Source organism: Intrasporangium sp. Soil_C_50, assembly GCF_057656595.1.
In genome coordinates, this window is the sequence record NZ_JBDGKB010000001.1 from 1,186,137 (window position 1) to 1,206,072 (window position 19,936).

Annotated in this window: 22 protein-coding genes and 1 pseudogene; 8 read left to right on the forward strand and 15 right to left on the reverse strand. The window is 70.9% G+C overall.

The genetic code is table 11. The annotated features are described in order from the left end of the window. Window positions 1-2 precede the first annotated feature (2 nt). From AC3A5R_RS05520 to AC3A5R_RS05530, 3 genes and pseudogenes are all read right to left on the reverse strand, one after another. Window positions 3-1,175 (reverse strand): sugar ABC transporter substrate-binding protein, encoded by a 1,173-nt coding sequence (locus AC3A5R_RS05520; protein WP_487619725.1) that lies wholly within the window; start codon window positions 1,173-1,175, stop codon window positions 3-5. Between the two features lie 168 nt (window positions 1,176-1,343). Continuing rightward, a pseudogene (locus tag AC3A5R_RS05525) lies at window positions 1,344-1,867 on the reverse strand (fumarylacetoacetate hydrolase family protein). Beyond that, the gene (locus AC3A5R_RS05530) at window positions 1,758-2,462 is read right to left on the reverse strand and encodes a VOC family protein (protein ID WP_487619726.1); all 705 of its coding nucleotides are present in this window, start codon (window positions 2,460-2,462) and stop codon (window positions 1,758-1,760) included. Before AC3A5R_RS05530 ends, AC3A5R_RS05525 begins: the two are co-directional and overlap by 110 nt. Before the next feature lie 212 nt (window positions 2,463-2,674). On the opposite strand from AC3A5R_RS05530, the gene AC3A5R_RS05535 reads away from it, so the two are divergent. Next, window positions 2,675-3,520, forward strand: coding sequence for an alpha/beta fold hydrolase (locus AC3A5R_RS05535; protein ID WP_487619727.1), 846 nt, complete (start codon window positions 2,675-2,677; stop codon window positions 3,518-3,520). 194 nt (window positions 3,521-3,714) lie between these two features. Here the strand turns inward: AC3A5R_RS05535 and dmpG are convergent, their stop codons facing one another. From dmpG to AC3A5R_RS05555, 4 genes are all read right to left on the reverse strand, one after another. Next, window positions 3,715-4,743 (reverse strand): 4-hydroxy-2-oxovalerate aldolase, encoded by a 1,029-nt coding sequence (gene dmpG / locus AC3A5R_RS05540; protein ID WP_487619728.1) that lies wholly within the window; start codon window positions 4,741-4,743, stop codon window positions 3,715-3,717. Between the two features lie 56 nt (window positions 4,744-4,799). Continuing rightward, on the reverse strand, window positions 4,800-5,792 hold the full coding sequence (locus tag AC3A5R_RS05545) for an acetaldehyde dehydrogenase (acetylating) (protein WP_487619729.1): 993 nt from the start codon (window positions 5,790-5,792) through the stop codon (window positions 4,800-4,802). Beyond that, window positions 5,789-6,637 (reverse strand): 2-keto-4-pentenoate hydratase, encoded by an 849-nt coding sequence (locus AC3A5R_RS05550; RefSeq protein ID WP_487619730.1) that lies wholly within the window; start codon window positions 6,635-6,637, stop codon window positions 5,789-5,791. Before AC3A5R_RS05550 ends, AC3A5R_RS05545 begins: the two co-directional genes overlap by 4 nt. A gap of 104 nt (window positions 6,638-6,741) precedes the next feature. Then, a complete protein-coding gene (locus tag AC3A5R_RS05555) occupies window positions 6,742-7,539 on the reverse strand; it encodes an IclR family transcriptional regulator (RefSeq protein ID WP_487619731.1) in 798 nt (265 codons plus the stop codon). Between the two features lie 227 nt (window positions 7,540-7,766). On the opposite strand from AC3A5R_RS05555, the gene AC3A5R_RS05560 reads away from it, so the two are divergent. Then, window positions 7,767-7,958 (forward strand): hypothetical protein, encoded by a 192-nt coding sequence (locus AC3A5R_RS05560; protein ID WP_487619732.1) that lies wholly within the window; start codon window positions 7,767-7,769, stop codon window positions 7,956-7,958. A gap of 51 nt (window positions 7,959-8,009) precedes the next feature. Here the strand turns inward: AC3A5R_RS05560 and AC3A5R_RS05565 are convergent, their stop codons facing one another. Both AC3A5R_RS05565 and AC3A5R_RS05570 read right to left on the reverse strand, forming a co-directional pair. Beyond that, window positions 8,010-9,617, reverse strand: a complete 1,608-nt coding sequence (locus AC3A5R_RS05565; RefSeq protein WP_487619733.1) for a GntP family permease — start codon at window positions 9,615-9,617, stop codon at window positions 8,010-8,012. After that, window positions 9,614-10,111 carry a gluconokinase gene (locus tag AC3A5R_RS05570; RefSeq protein WP_487619734.1) on the reverse strand — a complete coding sequence of 166 codons (498 nt, stop codon included), beginning with the start codon at window positions 10,109-10,111 and terminating at the stop codon, window positions 9,614-9,616. Before AC3A5R_RS05570 ends, AC3A5R_RS05565 begins: the two co-directional genes overlap by 4 nt. Window positions 10,112-10,235: 124 nt before the next feature. Between AC3A5R_RS05570 and AC3A5R_RS05575 the strand changes: the two genes are divergently transcribed. Further along, window positions 10,236-11,270, forward strand: a complete 1,035-nt coding sequence (locus tag AC3A5R_RS05575; RefSeq protein WP_487619735.1) for a DMT family transporter — start codon at window positions 10,236-10,238, stop codon at window positions 11,268-11,270. A gap of 61 nt (window positions 11,271-11,331) precedes the next feature. Here the strand turns inward: AC3A5R_RS05575 and AC3A5R_RS05580 are convergent, their stop codons facing one another. Next, window positions 11,332-12,066: a hypothetical protein gene (locus AC3A5R_RS05580; RefSeq protein ID WP_487619736.1), complete on the reverse strand. Its 735-nt coding sequence runs from the start codon at window positions 12,064-12,066 to the stop codon at window positions 11,332-11,334. A 275-nt stretch (window positions 12,067-12,341) separates the two neighbouring features. On the opposite strand from AC3A5R_RS05580, the gene AC3A5R_RS05585 reads away from it, so the two are divergent. Further along, window positions 12,342-13,208, forward strand: a complete 867-nt coding sequence (locus AC3A5R_RS05585; protein WP_487619737.1) for a patatin-like phospholipase family protein — start codon at window positions 12,342-12,344, stop codon at window positions 13,206-13,208. Then, window positions 13,166-13,681: a GTP cyclohydrolase I FolE gene (gene folE / locus AC3A5R_RS05590; RefSeq protein ID WP_487619738.1), complete on the forward strand. Its 516-nt coding sequence runs from the start codon at window positions 13,166-13,168 to the stop codon at window positions 13,679-13,681. The genes AC3A5R_RS05585 and folE overlap by 43 nt, the downstream gene beginning before the upstream one ends. Window positions 13,682-13,783: 102 nt before the next feature. Here the strand turns inward: folE and AC3A5R_RS05595 are convergent, their stop codons facing one another. After that, the gene (locus AC3A5R_RS05595; RefSeq protein WP_487619739.1) at window positions 13,784-13,957 is read right to left on the reverse strand and encodes a hypothetical protein; all 174 of its coding nucleotides are present in this window, start codon (window positions 13,955-13,957) and stop codon (window positions 13,784-13,786) included. A 93-nt stretch (window positions 13,958-14,050) separates the two neighbouring features. Next, window positions 14,051-14,377 carry a rhodanese-like domain-containing protein gene (locus AC3A5R_RS05600; RefSeq protein ID WP_487619740.1) on the reverse strand — a complete coding sequence of 109 codons (327 nt, stop codon included), beginning with the start codon at window positions 14,375-14,377 and terminating at the stop codon, window positions 14,051-14,053. Window positions 14,378-14,546: 169 nt separating this feature from the next. On the opposite strand from AC3A5R_RS05600, the gene trxA reads away from it, so the two are divergent. From trxA to AC3A5R_RS05615, 3 genes are read left to right on the forward strand one after another with little or no spacing between them, the layout of a single operon-like run. After that, window positions 14,547-14,927 carry a thioredoxin gene (trxA, locus tag AC3A5R_RS05605; protein WP_487619741.1) on the forward strand — a complete coding sequence of 127 codons (381 nt, stop codon included), beginning with the start codon at window positions 14,547-14,549 and terminating at the stop codon, window positions 14,925-14,927. An 8-nt stretch (window positions 14,928-14,935) separates the two neighbouring features. Continuing rightward, a complete protein-coding gene (locus AC3A5R_RS05610) occupies window positions 14,936-15,367 on the forward strand; it encodes a DUF302 domain-containing protein (protein ID WP_487619742.1) in 432 nt (143 codons plus the stop codon). Window positions 15,368-15,411: 44 nt separating this feature from the next. Next, window positions 15,412-15,678 (forward strand): metal-sensitive transcriptional regulator, encoded by a 267-nt coding sequence (locus AC3A5R_RS05615; RefSeq protein WP_487619743.1) that lies wholly within the window; start codon window positions 15,412-15,414, stop codon window positions 15,676-15,678. A 245-nt stretch (window positions 15,679-15,923) separates the two neighbouring features. Here the strand turns inward: AC3A5R_RS05615 and AC3A5R_RS05620 are convergent, their stop codons facing one another. The 3 genes from AC3A5R_RS05620 to AC3A5R_RS05630 all read right to left on the reverse strand — a co-directional run bounded on the left by AC3A5R_RS05620 (window position 15,924) and on the right by AC3A5R_RS05630 (window position 19,843). Beyond that, window positions 15,924-16,928, reverse strand: coding sequence for a S1C family serine protease (locus AC3A5R_RS05620; protein WP_487619744.1), 1,005 nt, complete (start codon window positions 16,926-16,928; stop codon window positions 15,924-15,926). 173 nt (window positions 16,929-17,101) lie between these two features. Beyond that, a complete protein-coding gene (locus AC3A5R_RS05625; RefSeq protein ID WP_487619745.1) occupies window positions 17,102-18,310 on the reverse strand; it encodes a hypothetical protein in 1,209 nt (402 codons plus the stop codon). A gap of 9 nt (window positions 18,311-18,319) precedes the next feature. Next, window positions 18,320-19,843 (reverse strand): leucyl aminopeptidase family protein, encoded by a 1,524-nt coding sequence (locus tag AC3A5R_RS05630; protein WP_487619746.1) that lies wholly within the window; start codon window positions 19,841-19,843, stop codon window positions 18,320-18,322. Between the last annotated feature and the right edge of the window lie 93 nt (window positions 19,844-19,936).

Genomic DNA, 19,936 nt, shown 5'->3' on the forward strand with positions numbered 1-19,936 from the left:
GGTTACTTGGCTCCCCAGGCGGCGAGGAAGGTCTGCTTGTAGGCGCCCCCGCCGAACCAGTCGTCGGTCAGGTAGGTCTTGGCGTCGAGCGTGAGTCCGCCGACGTTGTCCTTGGTGAAGGCACGCGTGACGAAGTCGGTCCCCTTCTCGACCTGCTGGCCGGCGAGCAGCTGCACCATCGCGTTGGCGAACTTCCAGCCCTCGAAGAGGACGGGGGTGCCGAGGTCGGCCGCCTGCTGCCCGTCCTTGACGCGCTGCAGCCCGGCGAGGTCGGAGCTCGACGAGAACACCTTGACCTTGCCGGCGAACTTGGCGCTGAGGATTCCCTGGAGCACCGGCGGGACGAAGCTGTCCACGGGGACGATGACCGCGTTCGTGTCGGGGTTGGAGACGAGGGCGGCGCTGACCGACGTGGCCAGCTTGTCGACGTTGGCCGTCGTGAACTCGGTCTCGGCGATGCCACAGCTCGGGCAGAGCGCCTTGAACTTGGCGATGCCCTGGGCGCTGGCGCCGGTCGTGGTCGTGGAGTCCATCAGCCTGACCCAGAGGACGTTGGTCGACGTGCCACCGTCGGCGATCGCGGCCTCCGACATCGCCTCGTGGAGGGCGAAGACGCGCGGGGTGTTGTCGTAGAAGGCGAGGTTGGCATCCGCCGCGCGCCCGCCGGACGGGGCGACCCCACCGACGATGACCTTGACGCCCTTGGCCGCGAGGGCGTCGAACGCCGGGGCCGCCATCTGGTAGTCGACGAAGGCGCTGATGACGCCGTCGACCTTCTCGTCACCGGCGGCCTTGAGGCAGTCGGCGACAGCGGTCGGGTTGAACTTGCCGTCGCAGATCTTGACGCTCGCGCCGGCCGCGCTCAGGGCCTCGGTGACGCCGACGCCGACGGCGTGGATGACGGGGATCTGGTCACCGAGGGCGACGAAGGTGAACGTCTTGCCCGCGAGGTCGACCGGCTTGGCGATGGGCGTCACCGTCGGCCACTCGGGCGCCTTGGCCCACCCGGCCAGGGACTCCTTGGCCTGCTGGACGCCGGCGGCACCGGCGGAGGTCGCCTCGGCGCTGACCGGTGCGACCTTCTCGCCGGCACCACAGGCGCCGAGCAGCGACGCCGTCAGGGCGATCGCCGCAAGTGCCTGTGCGGGGCGGGAACGGAAGAGGGGACGAGACATGTGCGGCTCCTTTGCCGTGCTGTGTCCGGCGGTGCAGGCGGCCGGCCCGCTACGGGCCTCGCTTCACCTACATCGACTCACTCATGTAGTGCTTGCTACAGAGAAGCAGAGACCGGGTCTCTCTGCAAGGGATTCAGCGGAAGTTCTTGTGTAGCGGGCGCTACGCCTTCAGTGCATCCTGTGGGCCATGCGCCCGATCCCGTCGACCCACGTCTCGAGCACCTCGCCCGAACGGAGGTAACGGGGTGGGTTCAGACCCATGCCCACGCCGTCGGGAGTTCCGGTGAACACCAGGTCACCGGGCCGCAGGACGAGGACGCGCGACAGCTCCGAGAGCGACCGCGAGATCGAGAAGATGAGGTCGCCGTCGTGCCCGACTGGACGGTCTCGCCGTCGATGCTGCAACCGAGGCGCAAGTCGTCCGGGTCGTCGAACTCATCCATCGACACGACCCAGGGCCCGATGGGGCTGAAGCCCGGATGGGACTTCGCGAGCCCGAACTGCGGTGCGGGACCCGAGAACTGGCGCGTGCGTTCGGAGAGGTCCTGGCCGATGGTGAGGCCGGCCAGATGACCGAAGACGTCAGCCTCGTCGACGTCGTGCATCTCCTGGCCCACGACGGCCACCACCTCGACCTCCCAGTCGACGGTGCCGCCCTCGGGAAGGCGGACGACGCCGTGGGCGCCGGTCACCGACGAGGGGAACTTCGCGAAGACGGGCGGCAACTCGGTGGGCGCTTCGAACCCGGTCTCGCGCCATGTGCTCCTCGTCGACCCTGTCGGACAGGGCGAAGCCGAGGAGGTCACCGTAGAACGCGTCCGCCTCCGCGAGGTCCAACACGACGAGGACGACGTGGCCGAGCCCGAAGTCGTCGGCGACGAAACCCGACATCGGGCGGCCAGGCCAGAACGTCCCCGGCCGGCGGCGCTGGGCCGCGACGAACTCGTGCCTCGAGCCCCACGGGTCGGTCACCCAGGCAAGCTCGGCGACGCCGCGGTCGCGGCACTCCTCCGCCGTGCCCGGCGTCGGCTCGAGGCCACCTAGCCGCAGCCGGTCGAGGTACGCGTGCAGCTCGACCTCGTTGGCAAAGGCCCACCCCGTGTAGAGGAGACGGTCGCGGTCGCCCGGCTCGATCGTGATGCGGTGGACGGCGTCGTCGACGCGCAGTCGCACCGCCCCGTTCTCACCACGCGAGCCCAACCCGCACCCCAGCACACGGGTTCCGTACTCGAGCCACTCCTCGTGCCGGGGAGAGGCGATGCCGATGTAGGCGAGTTCCCTGATCATCGTTGATCCCTTCGCGTCAGTTGCCCGCAGACTGTTGCTTCTCTGTAGCGGTTGTACCAGATCATGTTGCATGCTGGTCGCTAACGACAAGAGCCGCGTCCGGTGAGGTTCTGCCTAGCAATACGATCCGCTGGATGCTTGCGATGCCAACAGGGGCGCCCTACCGTGTAGTGGTTGCTTCAGAGTTGAATCAATCCGAAAGGCGACCTCCCATGGCCACCGTCAACAGCACCGACGTCACGCTCAGCGACGTCACCTACCGCGTCCACTCGACCGGTGAGTCGAGCCCCACGGCGCTGCTCTTCCTGCACGGGTCCGGGCCGGGTGCCACGGGCACCTCCAACTGGAAGGCCGTCATCGAGCAGCTCGGCGAGCGGTACTACTGCCTCGCCCCCGACATGATCGGTTTCGGCGACTCCGAGCACCCCGAGAACCCCCCGTCGGGCATGAAGGCCTTCAACCTGCTCCAGGCCGAGACGCTGTGGCAGCTGCTCGACAAGCTGGGCGTCGACCAGGTGCACCTCATCGGCAACTCGATGGGCGGGATGATCTCCATCCGGATGGCCCTGGCGCAGCCGGAGCGCGTCGAGACGATGCTGCTCATGGGCTCCGGAGGCGCACCGGACCTGCCGATCACGCCCGGCCTGCAGCACCTGCGCACCTTCTACGCGAACCCGACCCCCGACTCGCTGCGTGACCTGCTCGAGTCGTTCGTCTACGACATGGACACCCTGGCCGGAGTGGTCGACCGCGTCGTCGAGGAGCGGATGCCCTACATCGGACGAGCCGACGTCAAGCGCTCGCACGCGGCGATGTTCGACCCCAAGGCTGGACCGCCCGCCTTCACCGACGAGGAGCTGACGTCGCTCCCGCACAGGACGCTCTGCGTGCACGGCCGCGACGACATCATCGTGCCGGTGGAGTCGAGCACCTACCTCGCGAAGACCATGCCCAACGCGACGCTCCACGTCATCCCCAAGAGCGGGCACTGGACCCAGATCGAGGCCCACGACACGTTCGTCTTCCTGCTCGAGAGCCTCATCGCCGGCACGTTCTGACCAGCGGCGACCGACGACGACCACGGATGCCGCCGGGGCACCTGACGTGACCCGGCGGCATCCGTTGCGCGCCCGTGACGTTCGGAGGCGGGCAGTCGACGCGCGGGATCGGTTGGCGGTGAACGCAACTGAGCGCCGAAAGGACCGGCGTTCGCGGATCGCGAACGCCGGCCCTCAGCCGTCCTGCGGACCGGTCAGCCGGCGTGCCCCGGAGCGCCCACGAGGTCGAGCGCGATGTCGACGATCATGTCCTCCTGGCCGCCGACGAGCTTGCGACGGCCGACCTCGAGCAGGATCGAGCGCACGTCGATGCCGTAGCGCTGCGACGCTGTCTCAGCGTGTCGCAGGAAGCTCGAGTAGACCCCGGCGTAGCCGAGAGTCAGGGTCTCGCGGTCGACCTGGACCGGGCGGTCCTGCAGCGGCCGCACGAGGTCGTCGGCGGCGTCCTGCAGGGCGAAGAGATCGCTGCGGTGCTTCCACCCGTTGAGGTCGGCTACCGCGACGAACGGCTCGATGGGGCAGTTGCCCGCGCCGGCCCCGTGTCCGGCGAGCGACGCGTCGACGCGCACGACCCCCTCCTCGACCGCGACGACCGAGTTGGCGACCGCGAGCGAGAGGTTCTGGTGGGCGTGGATGCCGATCTGGGTGTCCGCGTCGAGCACGTCGCGGTAGGCGCGCACCCGCTCCCGCACGCCGTCCATCGTCAGGCGGCCACCGGAGTCGGTGACGTACACGCAGTTCGCCCCGTAGGACTCCATGAGCCGGGCCTGGGCGGCGAGCTCGGGGGCGCTGCTCATGTGGCTCATCATGAGGAAGCCGGAGACGTCCATGCCGAGCTCGCGGGCCTTGCTGATGTGCTGCGCGGAGACGTCCGCCTCGGTGCAGTGCGTCGCGACGCGGACCGAGCGCACGCCCAGGGAGTAGGCGTCCTCGAGCTCGGTGATGGTGCCGATGCCCGGCAGCAGCAGTGTCGTCAGGGTCGCCTGCGTGATGTTCGCGGCCGCGGCCTCGATCCAGGCCCAGTCGCTGTGCGAGCCGGGACCGTAGTTGAGGCTGCCACCCGCGAGCCCGTCGCCGTGGGCCACCTCGATGGCGTCCACGCCCGCCGCGTCGAGGGCGGCGACGATCCGCCCCACGTCGGTGGGGCTGATCCGGTGGCGGACGGCGTGCATGCCGTCGCGCAGCGTGACGTCCTGGATGTAGAGCAGCGGGGTCTCGCTCACGGAAGGGTCTCCTGGGCTGGCGGCGCGCGTGCCGGTGGTGGTGTTCGTCGTGCTGCTCATGCGGTCACTCCCGCGTCGGCGCCCGTGCGGCTGGGGTCGCCGATCCGCGCGGCGATGCTCTCGCCCACGCGCATGGCGGCGGACGTCATGATGTCGAGGTTCCCGGCGTACGCGGGCAGGTACATCGCCATGCCCTCGACCTCGAGGAACACGCTGACCTTGGTCGTCACGGCGGGCGCGCCCTTGGGGAGCAAGGTGTGCACGGGCTCGTCCGGGGCGATCGGCGTGAACTGCACCTGCTGCTTGAGCCGATAGCCGGGCACGTACCCCTGCACCTTCGCGACCATCTCGTCGATGGAGGTGCGGATCGCCTCGTGCGTCTGCTCGTCGGCGGCGCCGATGAGGGCGAACACCGTGTCGCGCATGATGAGCGGCGGCTCGGCGGGGTTGAGGATGATGATCGCCTTGCCGCGCAAGGCTCCCCCGACCTTCTCGATGCCAGCGGTCGTGGTCTCGGTGAACTCGTCGATGTTGGCGCGCGTGCCCGGGCCCGCCGACTTCGACGCGATGGAGGCGACGATCTCCGCGTACGGCACCGTCGTCACCCTCGAGATGGCCGCGACGATCGGGATGGTGGCCTGGCCGCCACACGTGACCATGTTGACGTTCTCGACCCCGGGGCCGTCGACCTCGAGGTAGCGGTCGAGGTTGACCGGCGGCACGACGTACGGGCCGATCGCCGCGGGTGTCAGGTCGACGAGCTTCTTGCCGTACGGCGCCAGCTTGGCGGCGTTGGCCACGTGGGCCTTCGCCGACGTCGCGTCGAAGACGATGTCGATGTCCTCGAAGCCGTCGAGCGCTATGAGCCCCTCGACGCCGTCGTGCGTCGTCGGGACTCCGAGGGACGCCGCGCGGCGCAACCCGTCGGAGGCCGGGTCGATGCCGACCATCGCGCCCACCTCGAGGGTGGTCGACAGCCGCATCACCTTGAACATCAGGTCGGTCCCGATGTTGCCGGGGCCGATGATGGCCACCTTCGTCTTCGTCATGAGAGGTCCTTGTCGGCAGGGGTCGCCGCGGGGGCGAAGGAGACGGTCACGGAGCCGAGGCCGGTGATGTCGGCACGGACCGTCGAGCCCGGCGTCACCGGGTGCATGGGGCCCAGCGCCCCGGACAGCACGACCTGCCCCGCCCTCAGGGGGTCACCGAGCTCGTGGGCCGTGCGGGCGAGCCAGAGCAACGCGTTGAGCGGGTCACCGAGGCATGCGGCTCCGTTGCCCTCGGAGACCAGGGCACCGTCGGCGTACATCTGCATGGTGACCGAGACGGGCTCGATCTGCTCGAGCGTCAGTCGGTCAGGTCCCAGCACGAACAGGGCGCTCGACCCGTTGTCGGCGATCGTGTCGGTGATGGCGATGTCCCAACCCGCCACCCGGCTGTCGACGATCTCGAGAGCCGCCACCGCGTGGTCGACCGCGCCGCGCACGGTCTCGACGTCGAGCTCGGGCCCGTCCAGGTCGGCGCCGAGCACGAACGCGACCTCGGCCTCGACCCGCGGCTGGAGCAGGTCGGACACCGGGACCTCGGGCAGGGCCGACACGTCCATGTCGTCGAAGAGGACGCCGAAGTCGGGCCGGTCGACGCCGAGCTGGCGCTGCACCGCCGGCGAGGTCAGGCCGATCTTGCGGCCGACGATGCGGTGGCCCGCGGCAGCGCGCCGCTCCGCGAGGCCGCGCTGCACGGCATAGGCACTCTCGAGGTCGCTCACCCCGATGAGGTCGCGGACGGGTGGACACGGGTTGCCGCTGTGCGCCGCGCGCTCCAGACGCTCGACCGCGCGCTCGATCGCGGTCTGCGCGGCGAGGGCGGCCGTGGGTTCGGACGAGACTGTCATGTGGACCTCCTGGTCGATCGGTTGAAGCGTGCGGGCTCGCGCCGGCCAGGCGCCACCACTCCGTTCCGCTGAGTGGAACCCTTCTGTGACGGGCACACCGACGCTCAGCCGTGGCCCAGGGAGGCTCGACGCGCCAGGATGGCGGCGACGCCGTCGGCGGCCGCCCGGACGGCCCCGGCGTGCCGCTCGGGCTCGAAGCGGCCCACCCGACCGGTGACGCTGATCGCCGCGACCGGGCGGCCCTCGGCGTCGAGCACCGGCGCGGCCAGGCAGACGATCCCGACCGCCGACTCCTCGTACTCGTAGGCGACGCCCGACTCGACCACCCGGTCCAGCTGACGCTTGAGGTGACCGGGAGCCACCATGGTGCGCGGCGTCCTGCGCTCGAGGCCGCCGGCGACCACGTCCCTGAGCAGCTGCGGCGGCGAGTGCGCCAGGAGAGCCTTGCCGATCGCCGTGCAGTGCAGGGGCATTCGTCCGCCGAGGCGGGAGGGTGACGGCGCCTGTCCGTGGCCCCCGATCTTGGCCACGTAGACGACCTCTCGCCCCTCGAGCAGGCCCAGGTGCACGGTCTCCCTGGTGCGCTCGCGCAGCTCCTCCATGAAGGGCGTGGCCACCTCCAGGAGCCGGCGCTCCACCGACGCCCGCATGCCGAGCTCGAAGACCCGACCACCCAGGCGGTACCCGTTCGTCGTGCGCTCGAGCATCCGCGCCTGGACCAGGTCGTTGACGACGCGGTGCACCGTGGCTTTGGCGAGTCCCGTCCGGCGGCCGATCTCGGCCAGGGACAGCTGTTGGTCGTTGGCGGTGAAGGCGAAGAGCACGGCGACGACCTTGCCGAGGACCGTGTCGGTCTCGGCTCCCGGCGTCGGCGTCGGCGTCGGCGTCACAGCCTCCTGCACGGCGCTACTCCTGCCGCGCCGGAGCGGACGCACCCTTGCCAGCGAACCTCATCATTTCTAGAGTGTAGCGATCACTACAGTGATCTAACACCATCGTTCCGGAAGCGCGTGCTCATGCCGGGACCTTTCCGTAGCGATCAAGCCAGAGGCGCACGCCGCACGTTCGAGGGCGCTGCCTCCCGTCCACGCGAGCCGCGCAGTGGCGCGCAGACCCGCAGGAGAGCCGCATGAGCATCGAGTCCGGCGAGGCCCACGTCCCGACAGGTCCGGTGCCCACTGCGAAGGGGATCCGCCGCCACATCCGGCGTGTCTCTGATGCGTGGCGCCGGCGCAGCAGGAGCCAGGACGTCAGCTGCCCTCACGACGGCACACCGCCCCTGTGCTTCTCCTGCACGATGCTGCTCATCCACATGCCCTAGCCGGGTGCACCTGGCACCGGGGCACACGGTCGGCCCTGGTTGCTGATCGGACTAGACGACGAGGCTCAGCACCATGACGAGCGCGAAGCCGAACACGGAGATGACGGTCTCCATCACCGACCAGGACTTGATGGTCTCCCCGACGGTGAGGCCGAAGTACTCCTTGACGAGCCAGAAGCCGGCGTCGTTGACGTGGCTGAAGAAGAGCGAGCCGCAGCCGATCGCGAGGACGAGCAGCGCCAGGTGGCTCGTCGACAGCGTGGCGGCGAGGGGCCCGACGATGCCCGCCGCGGTGATCGTCGCCACCGTGGCCGAACCCGTGCCGAGCCGGATGAGCACGGCCACCAGCCACCCGAGCACCAGCACCGAGATGTTGACGCCGGTGGCCCAGTCCTTGATGACGTTGCCGACACCCGCGTCGATGAGCGTCTGCTTGAAGCCGCCCCCGGCGGCGACGATGAGGATGATGCCCGCGATGGGCGGCAGGGCCGCGCCCACCGAGGCGCTGACCTCGGTCTTGTCCATGCCGGAGCCGAGGCCGAGCACGACGTAGCAGAACAGGACGGCGATGAGCAGGGCAACCGTCGGGGTGCCGAAGAAGTCGATGACGGTGCGGGCGCCGTTCTTCTTGTCCGTGACGAGCAGCTTGACGATGGCGTCGATGAGCATGAGCGCCACCGGCAGCGTGATGCCGATGATCGCGGCGGCGAAGGAGACACGTCGGCGCCCGGGGGCGAGCGGCGCCTCGAGGTCGTCGTAGGTCGCGGCCGACCCCGTCGCCCCGCGGCCTCGGGCCGCTTCCTCGTTGCCGGGTGCGTTGCGCGCGAGCCTCGCGTTCGACCTACCGCCGCCGCGAGGGTCCGACGCGGGGTCGGTGGTGTCGGGGCTGCCCGCACCGCCGACGCGTCCGGCACCCACGCCGGCGCCCACCGGTTCCAGGAACCGGGAGTCGGCGTCGACGAACTTGGGAACCCACCGGTCCACGTAGCGCGCGAGCACCGGGCCGGCGACGATGACGGTCGGGATCGCGATGATGACGCCGTACAGCAGGGTGCGACCGAGGTCTGCGTTGAGCAGCCCGATGGCGGTCAGCGGGCCCGGGTGGGGTGGCACGAGGCCGTGCAGGACCGAGAGTCCGGCCAGGGCGGGGATCCCGATCTTCATGAGGGACAGTCCGGTTCGCCGGGCCACGAGGATGATGACCGGCACGAGGAGCACGACGCCGACCTCGAAGAAGAGGGGTAGGCCGAGGATCGCCGCGATCAGCGCCATGGCCCATGGCAGCCGTCCCGGCCCGACGCGGCCGACGATCGTCGACACGATGCGGTTCGCCCCGCCCGAGTCCTCGAGCAGCTTGCCGATCATCGCGCCGAGCGCGATGAGGACGCCGACCGCTCCGGCCGTGCTGCCGAACCCGGCGAGGAAGCTCGAGACGACGTCGCCCGGCGGCATGGTCGCCACGGCGCCGAGGACCGCCGAGCCGAGCATGAGCGACAGGAACGGGTGCACCTTGCCGATGGTGATGAGCAGGACGACGGCGAGGATGCCGAGGATGCAGGCGGCGACGAGCTGACCGTCGCCGGCGTAGGGCACCTTCGGCGGGTCTGCGGGCAAGGCGAACGGAAGGTCGAGGAGTGCGGCGGCGGGGTGCAGGATCATGCCTGGTTGTCCTTTCGCAGACCGAGCGCGGTGAGGGCGCGATCGAGAACCTGGGCTGCGGTGCCCTCGTTCGTCACCGAGATACCCGGTTCGTCGTCGTCCAACGGTTCGAGGGTGGCGATCTGGCTCGGGAGCAGGGACGCGGGCATGTAGTGCCCGGGTCGGTGCTCCATGCGGTCACGGATGAGCTCGGCGGGAGCCGTGACGTGGAGGAAGCGCACGTGGGGGCGGTCACGGCGCAGGACGTCGCGGTAGGCGCGACGCAGCGCCGAGCACGTCACGACGGCGGACTCGCCCGCGGCCTCCTTGGCGCTGATCCAGCTGCCGATCGCCTCGAGCCACGGCCAGCGGTCGTCGTCGGTGAGCGCCTGCCCGCTGCGCATCTTCTCGACGTTGGCCTCGGAGTGGAAGGCGTCGCCCTCGGCGAACTCCCAGCGCATGACCGTGGAGATGCCCTTGGCGAGGGTCGTCTTCCCGCTGCCGGACACTCCCATGACGATGACGATGTCCGGTCCTGTTGCCGGCCGATCCGGTGCCCCTTCGACGCCCATGCTCTCGAACCTAGCCCTGGTTGCGCCCCCGGAGTGGTCCAGAGGCCGGGCGGGCTACGGTGTGCGGGTGTCTGAGAGCACGACGCCAGGGCCGCTCGGGAGCGCCGTCGCCACGTCGGTCGACGGCGCCGTCGCAGCAGGGGTCTCGCCGGGCCCGGCCGCCCGGCGCCTCGTCCCGTGGCAGGCGAAGTTCGCAGCGCTGGCCCTGATCTGGGGATCGAGCTTCCTGCTCATGAAGGTCGGCCTCCGCTGGTTCGCTCCCCCACAGATCGCGACGGCCCGGGTCCTCCTCGGCGCCGTCACCGTGACCCTGCTGCTGCACCTGCTCGGTGGGCGGCTGCCTCGCTCGCGCGAGGTGTGGCTCCACCTGGTCGTCGTCGGGTTCTTTCTGGCGTGCCTGCCCTTCGTCCTGTTCCCCCTGGGCGAGGAACGGGTCGCCTCGGCACTCGCGGGCATCGGCAACGCCACGACGCCGCTCGCCACGGTCGTCGCCACGGCGGCGATGCTTCCTGCCGAGAGACTGCCGGGCCGCAAGGTCGCCGCCGTCGTCGCCGGGTTCGCGGGCGTGCTCGTCATCGCCCAGCCGTGGCAGTCGGCGGGCCGCCCGGACCTGCTGGGTTTCGGGTTCACGCTCGTCGCCGGCATCAGCTACGGCGTCGGTTGGACGTGGGTGCGCAAGTACCTGTCCAAGGGAGACCTGGGCGGCCTGCAGCTGCCTGCGGCGCTGCTGCTCGTCGCCTCGGGGCAGATGGTCATCGTGCTGTCCGTCTGGTGGATGCTGCATCGGGAGACGGTCACAGCGCCGTGGTCGCCGACGCCGGAGGCGACCGGCGGCTGGGCTCAGCCGGTGCTGGCCCTCCTCGCGCTCGGGATCCTCGGCACGGGCCTGGCCTACCTGCTGCAGTTCGACGTGGTGCGCGCAGTCGGCCAGCACGTCGGCTCGCTCGTCACCTACCTGATCCCGGTCGTCTCGGTGGGTCTCGGCTACCTGCTGCTGGGAGAGCGGCTCGGCGTCTGGCAGCTGGTCGGTGCAGTCGTGATCCTGTCGGCCGCGGCGGTCATCGCCCGCCCCGACCGACGCCGCAGCACCACACCCGGCTGAGCGGAGTGCGAGGCGCGACGCCCGTTGCCGTCGACCCGGGTCGGCGACGCGTCGTGGCACGTCAGCGGAAGGCGCTCGGGAAGGCGCCGATGATGCCGCCGCTCAGCATGTCCGCCATCCGGAGGATGTGCGCGTGGACGGCCTCGTAGTCGGCGACGCTGCTCGCGTAGCTGCCTGCGAGCTCGTGGGACGCCTCGGCCAGGGTCTGGTCGAGGTGCACCCGCATGTCGTCCCGCAGGACGGCATCAGGCCAGAACCGAGGGTTCGCCGCGGCGAGGAAGTCGGCAATGTCGTTCGCGTTCGCGTACCAGCGCGTCTTGGCGCTGGTGAAGGCGGTCGTGTCACCGGCCTTCGCCGCCTCGAGGATCTCGACAGCGATCGTGATGTGGTCGTGCAGCAGCGCGGTCAGCCGTCCACCGGCCGCGTCGCCGTAGAAGGGTGCGATGGCGGCCCCGATGTCGGACTGGTTCTGCAGCAGCCGGCCGGCGGTGGCCGGGAACCCGGCGGAGCCGTCGGCGAACGTCACGATCGCGAGCCTCGTCCAGGTCACGTGGTCCTCCCAGAGCTTGCGCATCTGGTCGTGGAACGCCTGCTGCCTCGCGGTCCGTGGCACCACCTCGTGCGTGTGGCTGAGCGTGACGGGCTGAGCGGCGTCCGCGCTGCTTCGCGGAAAGGCCCACAGGAGAAGGACGCCGACCAGAGCCAGTGCGACCACGGGGAGCACCAGGGCGGGCCATCTGACGGCGGCCTGCTCGGCGGCCCGAGGGGACGGGGACGGGGCGCGTTCCGGGCTCATGGCAATCCTTCCCGATGCTGCTGTGGTTGCTGACGAGAGGGTCGCCGCCGCGGGAGGCGAGTACTCGGCGACGGGGACGGCAGTCGTGCTGTTGGTGTCGCTGCGGCACCTGGCTCTTACCGCACCGGCAGGCCGGTAAGACTCCCCGCGGCCGATGCCACCAACACGTCGTCAACCTCCTCACACCGTCGGCGTCTCGCCGAAGCCGCGACGCCCCCGTCGACCACTGGAGCATCCATGTCCACCATCGACAGCCACCCCGGGAGGAATGCGTCGTGGCCACGGCGTTCGTGCTGACCGGCGGCGGAAGCCTGGGGGCCGTCCAGGTCGGCATGCTGGCAGCCCTGCACGAGAGCGGGATCCGTCCGGACCTGCTCGTGGGCACGTCCGTGGGAGCCGTCAACGCCGCGTATGTCGCCGGCGCGGCGAGCGCGGACACGTCTTCGCTCGGAGCACGCGTGAGCTCACTGGCCCGCCTCTGGCAGGACCTGCACCGTCGCGACGTCTTCCGGCTCGAGCCGCACCGCTGGTGGGATGCGGCCCGGGGCAGCCAGCCATCGATGTTCTCCGGCGACGGGCTCGCGCAGCTGCTCCATCGCCACCTCGGCTACGGCACCCTCGAAGAGGCCCGCATCCCCGTGGCCGCGACCGTGACCGACCTCGTCACCGGCATCGGCAGCCTTCTGTACCAGGGACCCTCGGCCGACGCCGTTCGCGCGAGCGCTGCCGTCCCGGGCGTCCTGCCCCCGGTCCACCTGCAGGGCACGACGTTCGTGGACGGCGCGATCGGTGAGCTGGACGTGCTCACCCGCACGGCTGCTCACGACGTCACCGACCTGTACCTGCTTCCCGGCGGCTACCCCTGCGCCGGCAGCCCCCCGGCGATCCGGGTGTCCTCGCCCTGCACACCCATGACCGGCGACCGGTCACCGATTTCTGACCCCGTCCACCAGTCCCGCCACGAGGAAGGAACCGTCCGGTGCACGCAACCCACCCACAGAGCCAGGAGGACCTGGGACCGGCTCGACGTCGTCCGTGGACAGGAACGGGCGCGGTCACCGTGCCCGACCTCGAGCAGGCAGCCTCCGGAGCCCGCACGATGTTGCAGGCACTGGGCATCGACCTCAGCGACGCGTCGCTGAGCCGCACCCCGGAACGGATGGCCGCCGCACTCGCCGAGCTGACGAGCCCGCGTCCCTTCCAGCTGACGACCTTCCCCAACGACGGCGGCTACGACGAGCTCATCGTCGCGCGGAGCATCCCGCTGCGCTCGCTCTGCGAGCACCACATGCTGCCGTTCGTGGGAGTGGCCCACATCGGCTACCTCCCCGGCGACCGCATCCTGGGCCTGTCCAAGCTGGCCCGGGCGCTCGAGCACTTCGCGCGCCGCCCGCAGGTCCAGGAGCGCCTGACCACCCAGGTCGCCAACTGGCTGAGCGCCCAGCTCTCCCCCGTCGGCGTCGGAGTCGTCATCGAGGCCGAGCACCTGTGCATGACCCTCCGAGGGGTCGAGGCCGCAGGCACGACCACCATCACCTCGAGCCTGCTCGGCGTCCTGCGCGAGGACTCGCGCTCCCGCTCGGAGTTCCTCGCGCTGACCCGATCCTTGGGATGAGGTCCCCACGGACGCCACTGCCGACCGCGCGCAGGGGGCCGCGCGGCCGGCAGAGCTTCGGTCGCCGGGACGCGCGTCGGGAGGGGGCGCGTCGACCGGCGGTCAGCCGCGGTTGAACAACCGCGACAGCAGGCCGCCACCGGGGGCGGACGGGTCCTTCTGGTGCCCGGCGCAGCGCTGGGCGGCCGGGACGTTGCGCATGACCTGGTCGACGTGCTGGCCGCAGCCGGCCCAGGTCGTCTTGCCGCAGGTCCGGCAGGTGGCGGGACGGCACATGGTGGTTCTCCTTCGGTGATGCCGGCGGTGGCGCCGGGACGGGTGCGCGGGGTCGCGCGGGAGGGTCGAACGGATCAGGACGCGGGGGACGCGTCAGGCGGCATCGGCGCGGGCACCCGCCACGAGCGGGCGCCCGGACGCCTGCCATCCAGAGGTGCCGCCGTCGACGGATCGGGCGTCGTAGCCGAGGTGGACGAGCAGATCGGCCATGGCGCGGCTGCGGTTGCCACTGGCGCAGATGACGTACACCGGACGCGAGGCGTCGAGCTCTCCGACGCGGGCGGCCAGCTGGCCCATCGGCACGAGGCGCGCGCCGGGAACGTGGCCACCGACGTACTCGGCGGGCTCGCGTACGTCGACGACGGGCGCGCCGTCGGCGCGGGCCGCCGCCAGCTCCTCGATGGTGACGGTGACGGTCATGGGCACTCCTTCAGCTCTGAATCGATACCCCATGGGGTATAAGATCGCTCTGACCATAACCCCGGAAGGGCCGCCGCGCCAAACGGCCCGCGACCCGGAATGAACCCGCGAAGAACGTCGTTACATACCCCAGTGGGTATAGCCCAGACCTCGCCTGAAGGAGCACACCATGACCACCCGCCACCTCACCGAGTCGGACTTCGAGTCGACCGTCACCGACGCCGGCATCGTCCTCGTCGACTTCTGGGCCTCCTGGTGCGGCCCGTGCCGGATGTTCGCGCCCGTGTACGAGGCTGCCTCCGATCAGCACCCCGACATCGTCTTCGGCAAGGTGGACACCGAGGCCGAGCAGGCCCTGGCCTCCGCCGCGCGGATCACCTCGATCCCCACGCTCATGGCCTTCCGTGACGGCATCCTCGTCTTCAGCCAGCCCGGCGCCCTGCCGGCGGCCGCCCTCGAGCAGGTCATCACCGCCGTCCGCGAGCTCGACATGGACGACGTGCGCCGCCAGGTCGCCGCGCAGCAGCCCTCGAGCACCACGTCCGCGTGAGGCGCCCGATGAGCGAGCAGACCGACACCTACGCCCTCGCCACCACCGTCGCCCTCCCCTTCGAGGTCACCCTGACCGCCGCCCGGGAGCTGCTGGCCGCGGAAGGCTTCGGCATCCTCACGGAGATCGACCTGGCCGCCACGCTCCGGGCCAAGGTCGGCGTCGACGTCGCCCCGCAGGTCATCCTCGGTGCGTGCCGGCCCCCGCTGGCCCACGCCGCGCTCCAGGCCGAGCCCTCCATCGGGCTGCTCCTGCCGTGCAACGTCGTCGTCCGAGCCCTCGACGAGGAGCACACCCGCGTCGAAGCCATGAACCCCGGCGTCATGGTCGGGCTCACCGGCAACGCCGCTCTCACACCGGTCGCCACCGAGGCCGGCGAGCGCCTCCGCCGCACTCTCGACGCGATCGGTGCCGTCGACCCGGCGCAAACCCACCCCTGACTCGAAGACCCTTGCACCGCAACGGTGCTCTTGAAGGAACCAACATGGTCACGCTCAACACCGACGACCTCACGCCTGTCGTCAACCGCCTCAAGCGCGCCCAGGGCCAGCTGGGCGGCGTCATCCGCCTCATCGAGGAGGGCCGGGACTGCCAGGACATCGTCCAACAGCTCGCCGCCGTGAACCGCGCCCTCGACAGGGCCGGCTTCGCCATCGTCTCCTCGGGCCTGCGCGAGTGCCTGACCGGCCCCGACGGCGGCACCCCCGAGGACCGGGCCCTCATGGAGAAGCTCTTCCTCAGCCTCGCCTGACCGGCGGACGCACCGGCCCGGCACGTGGTCGGACCGGTTCGGCCGCAGGCCCGGGGACGGCCAGCACGTGCGCGCCCGGGTCACACAGCGCCCCGACGTGCTCCTCGACGGGCCTGCCGGGCCCGTCGTGCCGGTAGTCAACGACGTCGAGGTGGTCGCGGCCGAGCTCGCGCAGGTTCTGCTCCACCTGCCCCGGCAGCTGCGTCGGCCTGGCCCGGGGCAGCCGCCTCCGCGGCCGCCGCGCGTCAGGGGCCGAGCGTCACGGTGAGCTTGACCTCGTTGCCCTGACGCCACACCGACAGCTCCACGGCGTCCCCGACCTGCCGCGTCAGCGAGGCGACGACGAGCTGGTCGTACGAGCGGGCCGGCTCGCCGTCGATCTCGACGATGACGTCACCGAGCCGGACGCCTGCCTTGTCAGCCGGCCCACCGGACTCCACGCTCGTGACGAACAGGCCGTCGGGGGTCTGCCCGTTCTCGGACCGCACCGGCTGGGCCGTCAGGCCCAGCTGCGGGTGCGAGGCCTTCCCGGTGGCGACGAGCTGGTCCGCGACGGGCAGGGCGACGTCGACGGGGATGGCGAAGCCGACGCCCACGCTGCCTCCTCCACCGACCCCCTGCTCGTTCGGCACGGTCGAGATGGCGGTGTTGACGCCGACGAGGGCTCCGGAGCAGTCGACGAGAGGTCCGCCGCTGTTGCCGGGGTTGATGGCCGCGTCGGTCTGGATGGCATCGACGATCTGGGCGTTGCCCGAACCGGTCGGGACGGTGATCTGGCGTCCGAGGGCGCTGACGATGCCGGCCGTCACCGTGCTCTCCAGACCCAAGGGCGCGCCCAGGGCGACCACCGGCTGCCCCACCTCGAGAGACTCCGACCGGCCGAGGCCGATGAGGGGACGGTCCACGGCGCCGTCCTGCGCCTTGAGCACCGCGAGGTCGGTGAGCGGGTCGGTGCCGACGATGGTCGCCGGCGTCGTGGCGCCGTCGGCGTACTGGATGCTCACGGTGCCGCCGGCTGCCGCGCGCGATATGACGTGGTAGTTCGTCAGGACGTAGCCGTCCGGCCGCAACAGCTGCCCGGTCCCGTTGCCGGCCGCCTGTCCGGCCGAGGCCAGCACCGTCACCACCGACGGCAGCGCACGCCGCGTCACCTCGACGCCGGAGCACACGCGCTCGTTCGCAGGCCACCACACGGCGGCTGCCAGCGCACCGACGACGCCGCCCACGACTCCCGCTGCGATGAGCCGCACGGCCGAGAGACCGGCGGACCGGGACGGCCGGGCCTCCCGGAGACGGGCGCCCGCTCGCCTGCCCCAGTCGTGCAGTCGCCGTCCCGACGCGGAAGCACCCGGCGCCGGGGAGCCCTGACCTCCGTCGCCGGACGCGTCCGGGAGGCCGCTCGGGTCCTGCGGCGAGGCAGAGGTCATCCAGACCCGATCCGGCCCGCGATGATGCTGGTGACGACGACGGAGGTGATGGTCACTGTCGAGAACCCGGCGATGATCATCTTCGGCAGGATCTCGTGCTCGATGGCGGCAACCTCTTCGGGGCTCTCCCCTGCACCCTTGGCGGCCTCCTGCGACAGGATCATCGTGCCCGGGAAGCCGTAGAGCGCAGTGAGCCCGATCGCGACCGACATCGAGATGCTGTAGCCGAGCAGCTTGCCGACGAGGGCGGAGGTGCCGGCGATGCCGGCGACGCCGAAGACGAAGACCAGCACGAGCGGGAAGGCCAGGGCCTTGAGGTCAGCCACCTGCACGGTGGCCAGCGGCCCGAAGACCAGGATCATGATCGCGAGCATCATCAGTCCCAGCGAGTCGATCCCGGCGAGCACCGAGGGTTTGAAGACCCTGAACGTGCGAAGCAGGATGCCGAAGATCAGCGCCACGACGAAGGTGTTGAGGATGCCGTCGGTGAAGTCGTTCAGCCCGAGTGAGACCAGCACCACGACGCCCACCACGAACAGGGTCCCCGGGGTGTTGCGGAACACCGCTGGCAGCCTTCCTTCCGACGCCGCGCCCTGCTCGGCCTCATGGGCCACGGCCAGGGCTCCAGCGCGGTACTCGCCCTTGAGCCTCGCGGCCTCCCTGCGCAGGATGATCGACGTCAACGGGAAGCCGATCAGGCCTTGCAGGGCGGCGATGAGCACCGGGAAGACCGCGATGGCGGTGAGTCCGACGCCAAGCGCAGCCTCCTGGACGATGATCACCGAGATGGTGCCGCCGCTCAGCGCTCCCGTTCCGGCCACCACGAAGTCGAGCGCCTGCGCGTAGCCGTCGGCCGCGCTGCCGCTGATCCGGTGCCCGAAGACCAGGCTGGCCAGCCAGAGAGCGAGCCCGATGCCGAGCACCGTCGAGGCGCCGATCAGGAACGTCTTCCACTGCTTCTTGAAGTCGTCGAGGCTGATCATCGTGCCGAGGTGCACGATGATGAAGCCGACGACGACCCCGGCGAGCGCCAGCAGCGACGAGCTGGCGAGCAGGTCCTCCGGGAACACGTCGGTCAGGAACCCGACCAGGAAGATGATCGAGGCGACGAAGAGGCTGGACAGCAGCGACTTCGTCTTCTTCGCCACGAATTCGCTGACGGTCCAGACCGCCATGACCACGACGAACGCGAGGACCGGGTTCACGGCGCCGCCCTACCGCTCCGCGCCGGCGGGCCGCGGCGGCCGGAAGGTCAGGGCCAGCTGGGTCAGCAGTCGTGTCCCGAAACCACTGGCGCCCTTGTTGCGCCAGGCGTCCGGGGCGGGAAGCTGGGCGGTTCCGGCGATGTCGATGTGGGCCCATGGGACCCCGTCCACGAACTCCTGGAGGAAGAGCCCGGCGGTGATGGTGCCCGCATTCGGGCCGCCGAGGTTGGTCAGGTCGGCCACGGCGGAGTCGAGCTGGCGTCGGTAGGGCTGGTGCAGCGGCAGCTCCCAGACCGGCTCGTCGACGAACGCGCCGGCCTCGCGGACCTGCGCCACCAGGTCGCGGTCATTGCCCATGAGCCCGGCGATGTCGACGCCGAAGGTCCGCAGGCACGCCCCGGTCAGGGTGGCGATGTCGACGATCGCGTCGACGCCGTCCTCCACCGAGAGCGCGAGGGCGTCGGCCATGACGAGGCGGCCCTCCGCATCGGTGTTCTTCACCTCGACCGTGGTGCCGTTGCGCGTGACGAGGACGTCGCCGAGCTTCATCGCCGAGCCTGACGGCATGTTGTCGGTGCAGCACAGGTAGCCGATGACCTCGGTGCGGCAGTCCAGTGACTGCAGGGCCTGCATCGCGGCGAGCACCGTGGCGGCGCCGGTCATGTCGTTCTTCATCTGCGCGTGCGACTCGTCGCTCGGTTTGAGGCTGATGCCGCCGGAGTCGTACATGATGCCCTTGCCGACGAGCGCGAGCCGACCGGTGGGCTGCCCGGGCCGGTAGTGCAGGCGCACCAGAGCCGGCGGCTCGACGCTGCCGAGGTTGACCCCGAGCATCCCGCCGCAGCCCATCTCGACGAGCGCGTCCTTGTCGAAGACCTCGACCGTGAGACCGGTCTGCGCGCCGACCTCGCGGGCGACGTCCGCCATGCGCGTCGCGCTCAGCGTCGTCGCGGGGCAGTTCGCGAGGTCACGGCCCAGGGCGGCCGCCCGCGCGAGGGCCGTGCCGAGCCGGACCCCCTCCTCGACCTCCTGCCGCACGGCGTCGGGAGCGATGACCGTCAGCGACTCGAGCAGTGGCTCGTCGTGCCCCTTGCCGAGGAAGAACCGCCACCGCTGCAGCAGCACACCCTCGACAACCGCCTCGGCGAACTGCGCTGGAGTCACGGACAGCTCGCGCTCGGGCATCCTCACCGCGAGCCGCTTGCGCTGTGGCACCGCGGCCGCGAAGCCGGCCGCCAGCTCGCGCACGCGTGCGGCGTCGACGGTCTCTCCCTCACCGACGGCGACCAGGACGGGCACGCGTCCCTCCTGCGCCGGTAGGACGAGCGTCTGCCCTCGTTCGGCGGTGAACCCGGCGAGCGCGAGGGATGCGGCGTCGTGGCCGACGGTCTCGGGCGGCGCCTGGCCGGGCACGACGGGGACCGCGACGGCGTCGGCGTCCTCGGGCGGCGGCAGCTCGGTCTCCACGGAGACCCTGACCCCGCGCCGGAAGGACGGGATCGGGTCGAAGGCGAACATGGCGGGTCTGCTCATCGCGTCTCCTAGGTCCGGACACGCTCGAGCATGGCCGTCGGCGGGCGCAGCCGCCTCACCCCGACGGGGTGACCCCGTCGTGCTCCCGGGCGG

What these genes read in the sequence shown, in the direction of transcription:
- folE (WP_487619738.1), top strand. Translation starts at nt 13,166, where the DNA reads ATGTTGCAGGCACTGGGCATCGACCTCAGCGACGCGTCGCTGAGCCGC.
- trxA (WP_487619741.1), top strand. Translation starts at nt 14,547, where the DNA reads ATGACCACCCGCCACCTCACCGAGTCGGACTTCGAGTCGACCGTCACC.
- AC3A5R_RS05580 (WP_487619736.1), bottom strand. Translation starts at nt 12,066, where the DNA reads ATGAGCCCGGAACGCGCCCCGTCCCCGTCCCCTCGGGCCGCCGAGCAG.
- AC3A5R_RS05535 (WP_487619727.1), top strand. Translation starts at nt 2,675, where the DNA reads ATGGCCACCGTCAACAGCACCGACGTCACGCTCAGCGACGTCACCTAC.
- AC3A5R_RS05570 (WP_487619734.1), bottom strand. Translation starts at nt 10,111, where the DNA reads ATGGGAGTGTCCGGCAGCGGGAAGACGACCCTCGCCAAGGGCATCTCC.
- AC3A5R_RS05550 (WP_487619730.1), bottom strand. Translation starts at nt 6,637, where the DNA reads ATGACAGTCTCGTCCGAACCCACGGCCGCCCTCGCCGCGCAGACCGCG.
- AC3A5R_RS05600 (WP_487619740.1), bottom strand. Translation starts at nt 14,377, where the DNA reads ATGACCGTCACCGTCACCATCGAGGAGCTGGCGGCGGCCCGCGCCGAC.
- AC3A5R_RS05530 (WP_487619726.1), bottom strand. Translation starts at nt 2,462, where the DNA reads ATGATCAGGGAACTCGCCTACATCGGCATCGCCTCTCCCCGGCACGAG.
- AC3A5R_RS05560 (WP_487619732.1), top strand. Translation starts at nt 7,767, where the DNA reads ATGAGCATCGAGTCCGGCGAGGCCCACGTCCCGACAGGTCCGGTGCCC.
- AC3A5R_RS05610 (WP_487619742.1), top strand. Translation starts at nt 14,936, where the DNA reads ATGAGCGAGCAGACCGACACCTACGCCCTCGCCACCACCGTCGCCCTC.
- AC3A5R_RS05565 (WP_487619733.1), bottom strand. Translation starts at nt 9,617, where the DNA reads ATGATCCTGCACCCCGCCGCCGCACTCCTCGACCTTCCGTTCGCCTTG.
- AC3A5R_RS05630 (WP_487619746.1), bottom strand. Translation starts at nt 19,843, where the DNA reads ATGAGCAGACCCGCCATGTTCGCCTTCGACCCGATCCCGTCCTTCCGG.
- AC3A5R_RS05545 (WP_487619729.1), bottom strand. Translation starts at nt 5,792, where the DNA reads ATGACGAAGACGAAGGTGGCCATCATCGGCCCCGGCAACATCGGGACC.
- AC3A5R_RS05595 (WP_487619739.1), bottom strand. Translation starts at nt 13,957, where the DNA reads ATGTGCCGTCCCGCCACCTGCCGGACCTGCGGCAAGACGACCTGGGCC.
- AC3A5R_RS05520 (WP_487619725.1), bottom strand. Translation starts at nt 1,175, where the DNA reads ATGTCTCGTCCCCTCTTCCGTTCCCGCCCCGCACAGGCACTTGCGGCG.
- AC3A5R_RS05615 (WP_487619743.1), top strand. Translation starts at nt 15,412, where the DNA reads ATGGTCACGCTCAACACCGACGACCTCACGCCTGTCGTCAACCGCCTC.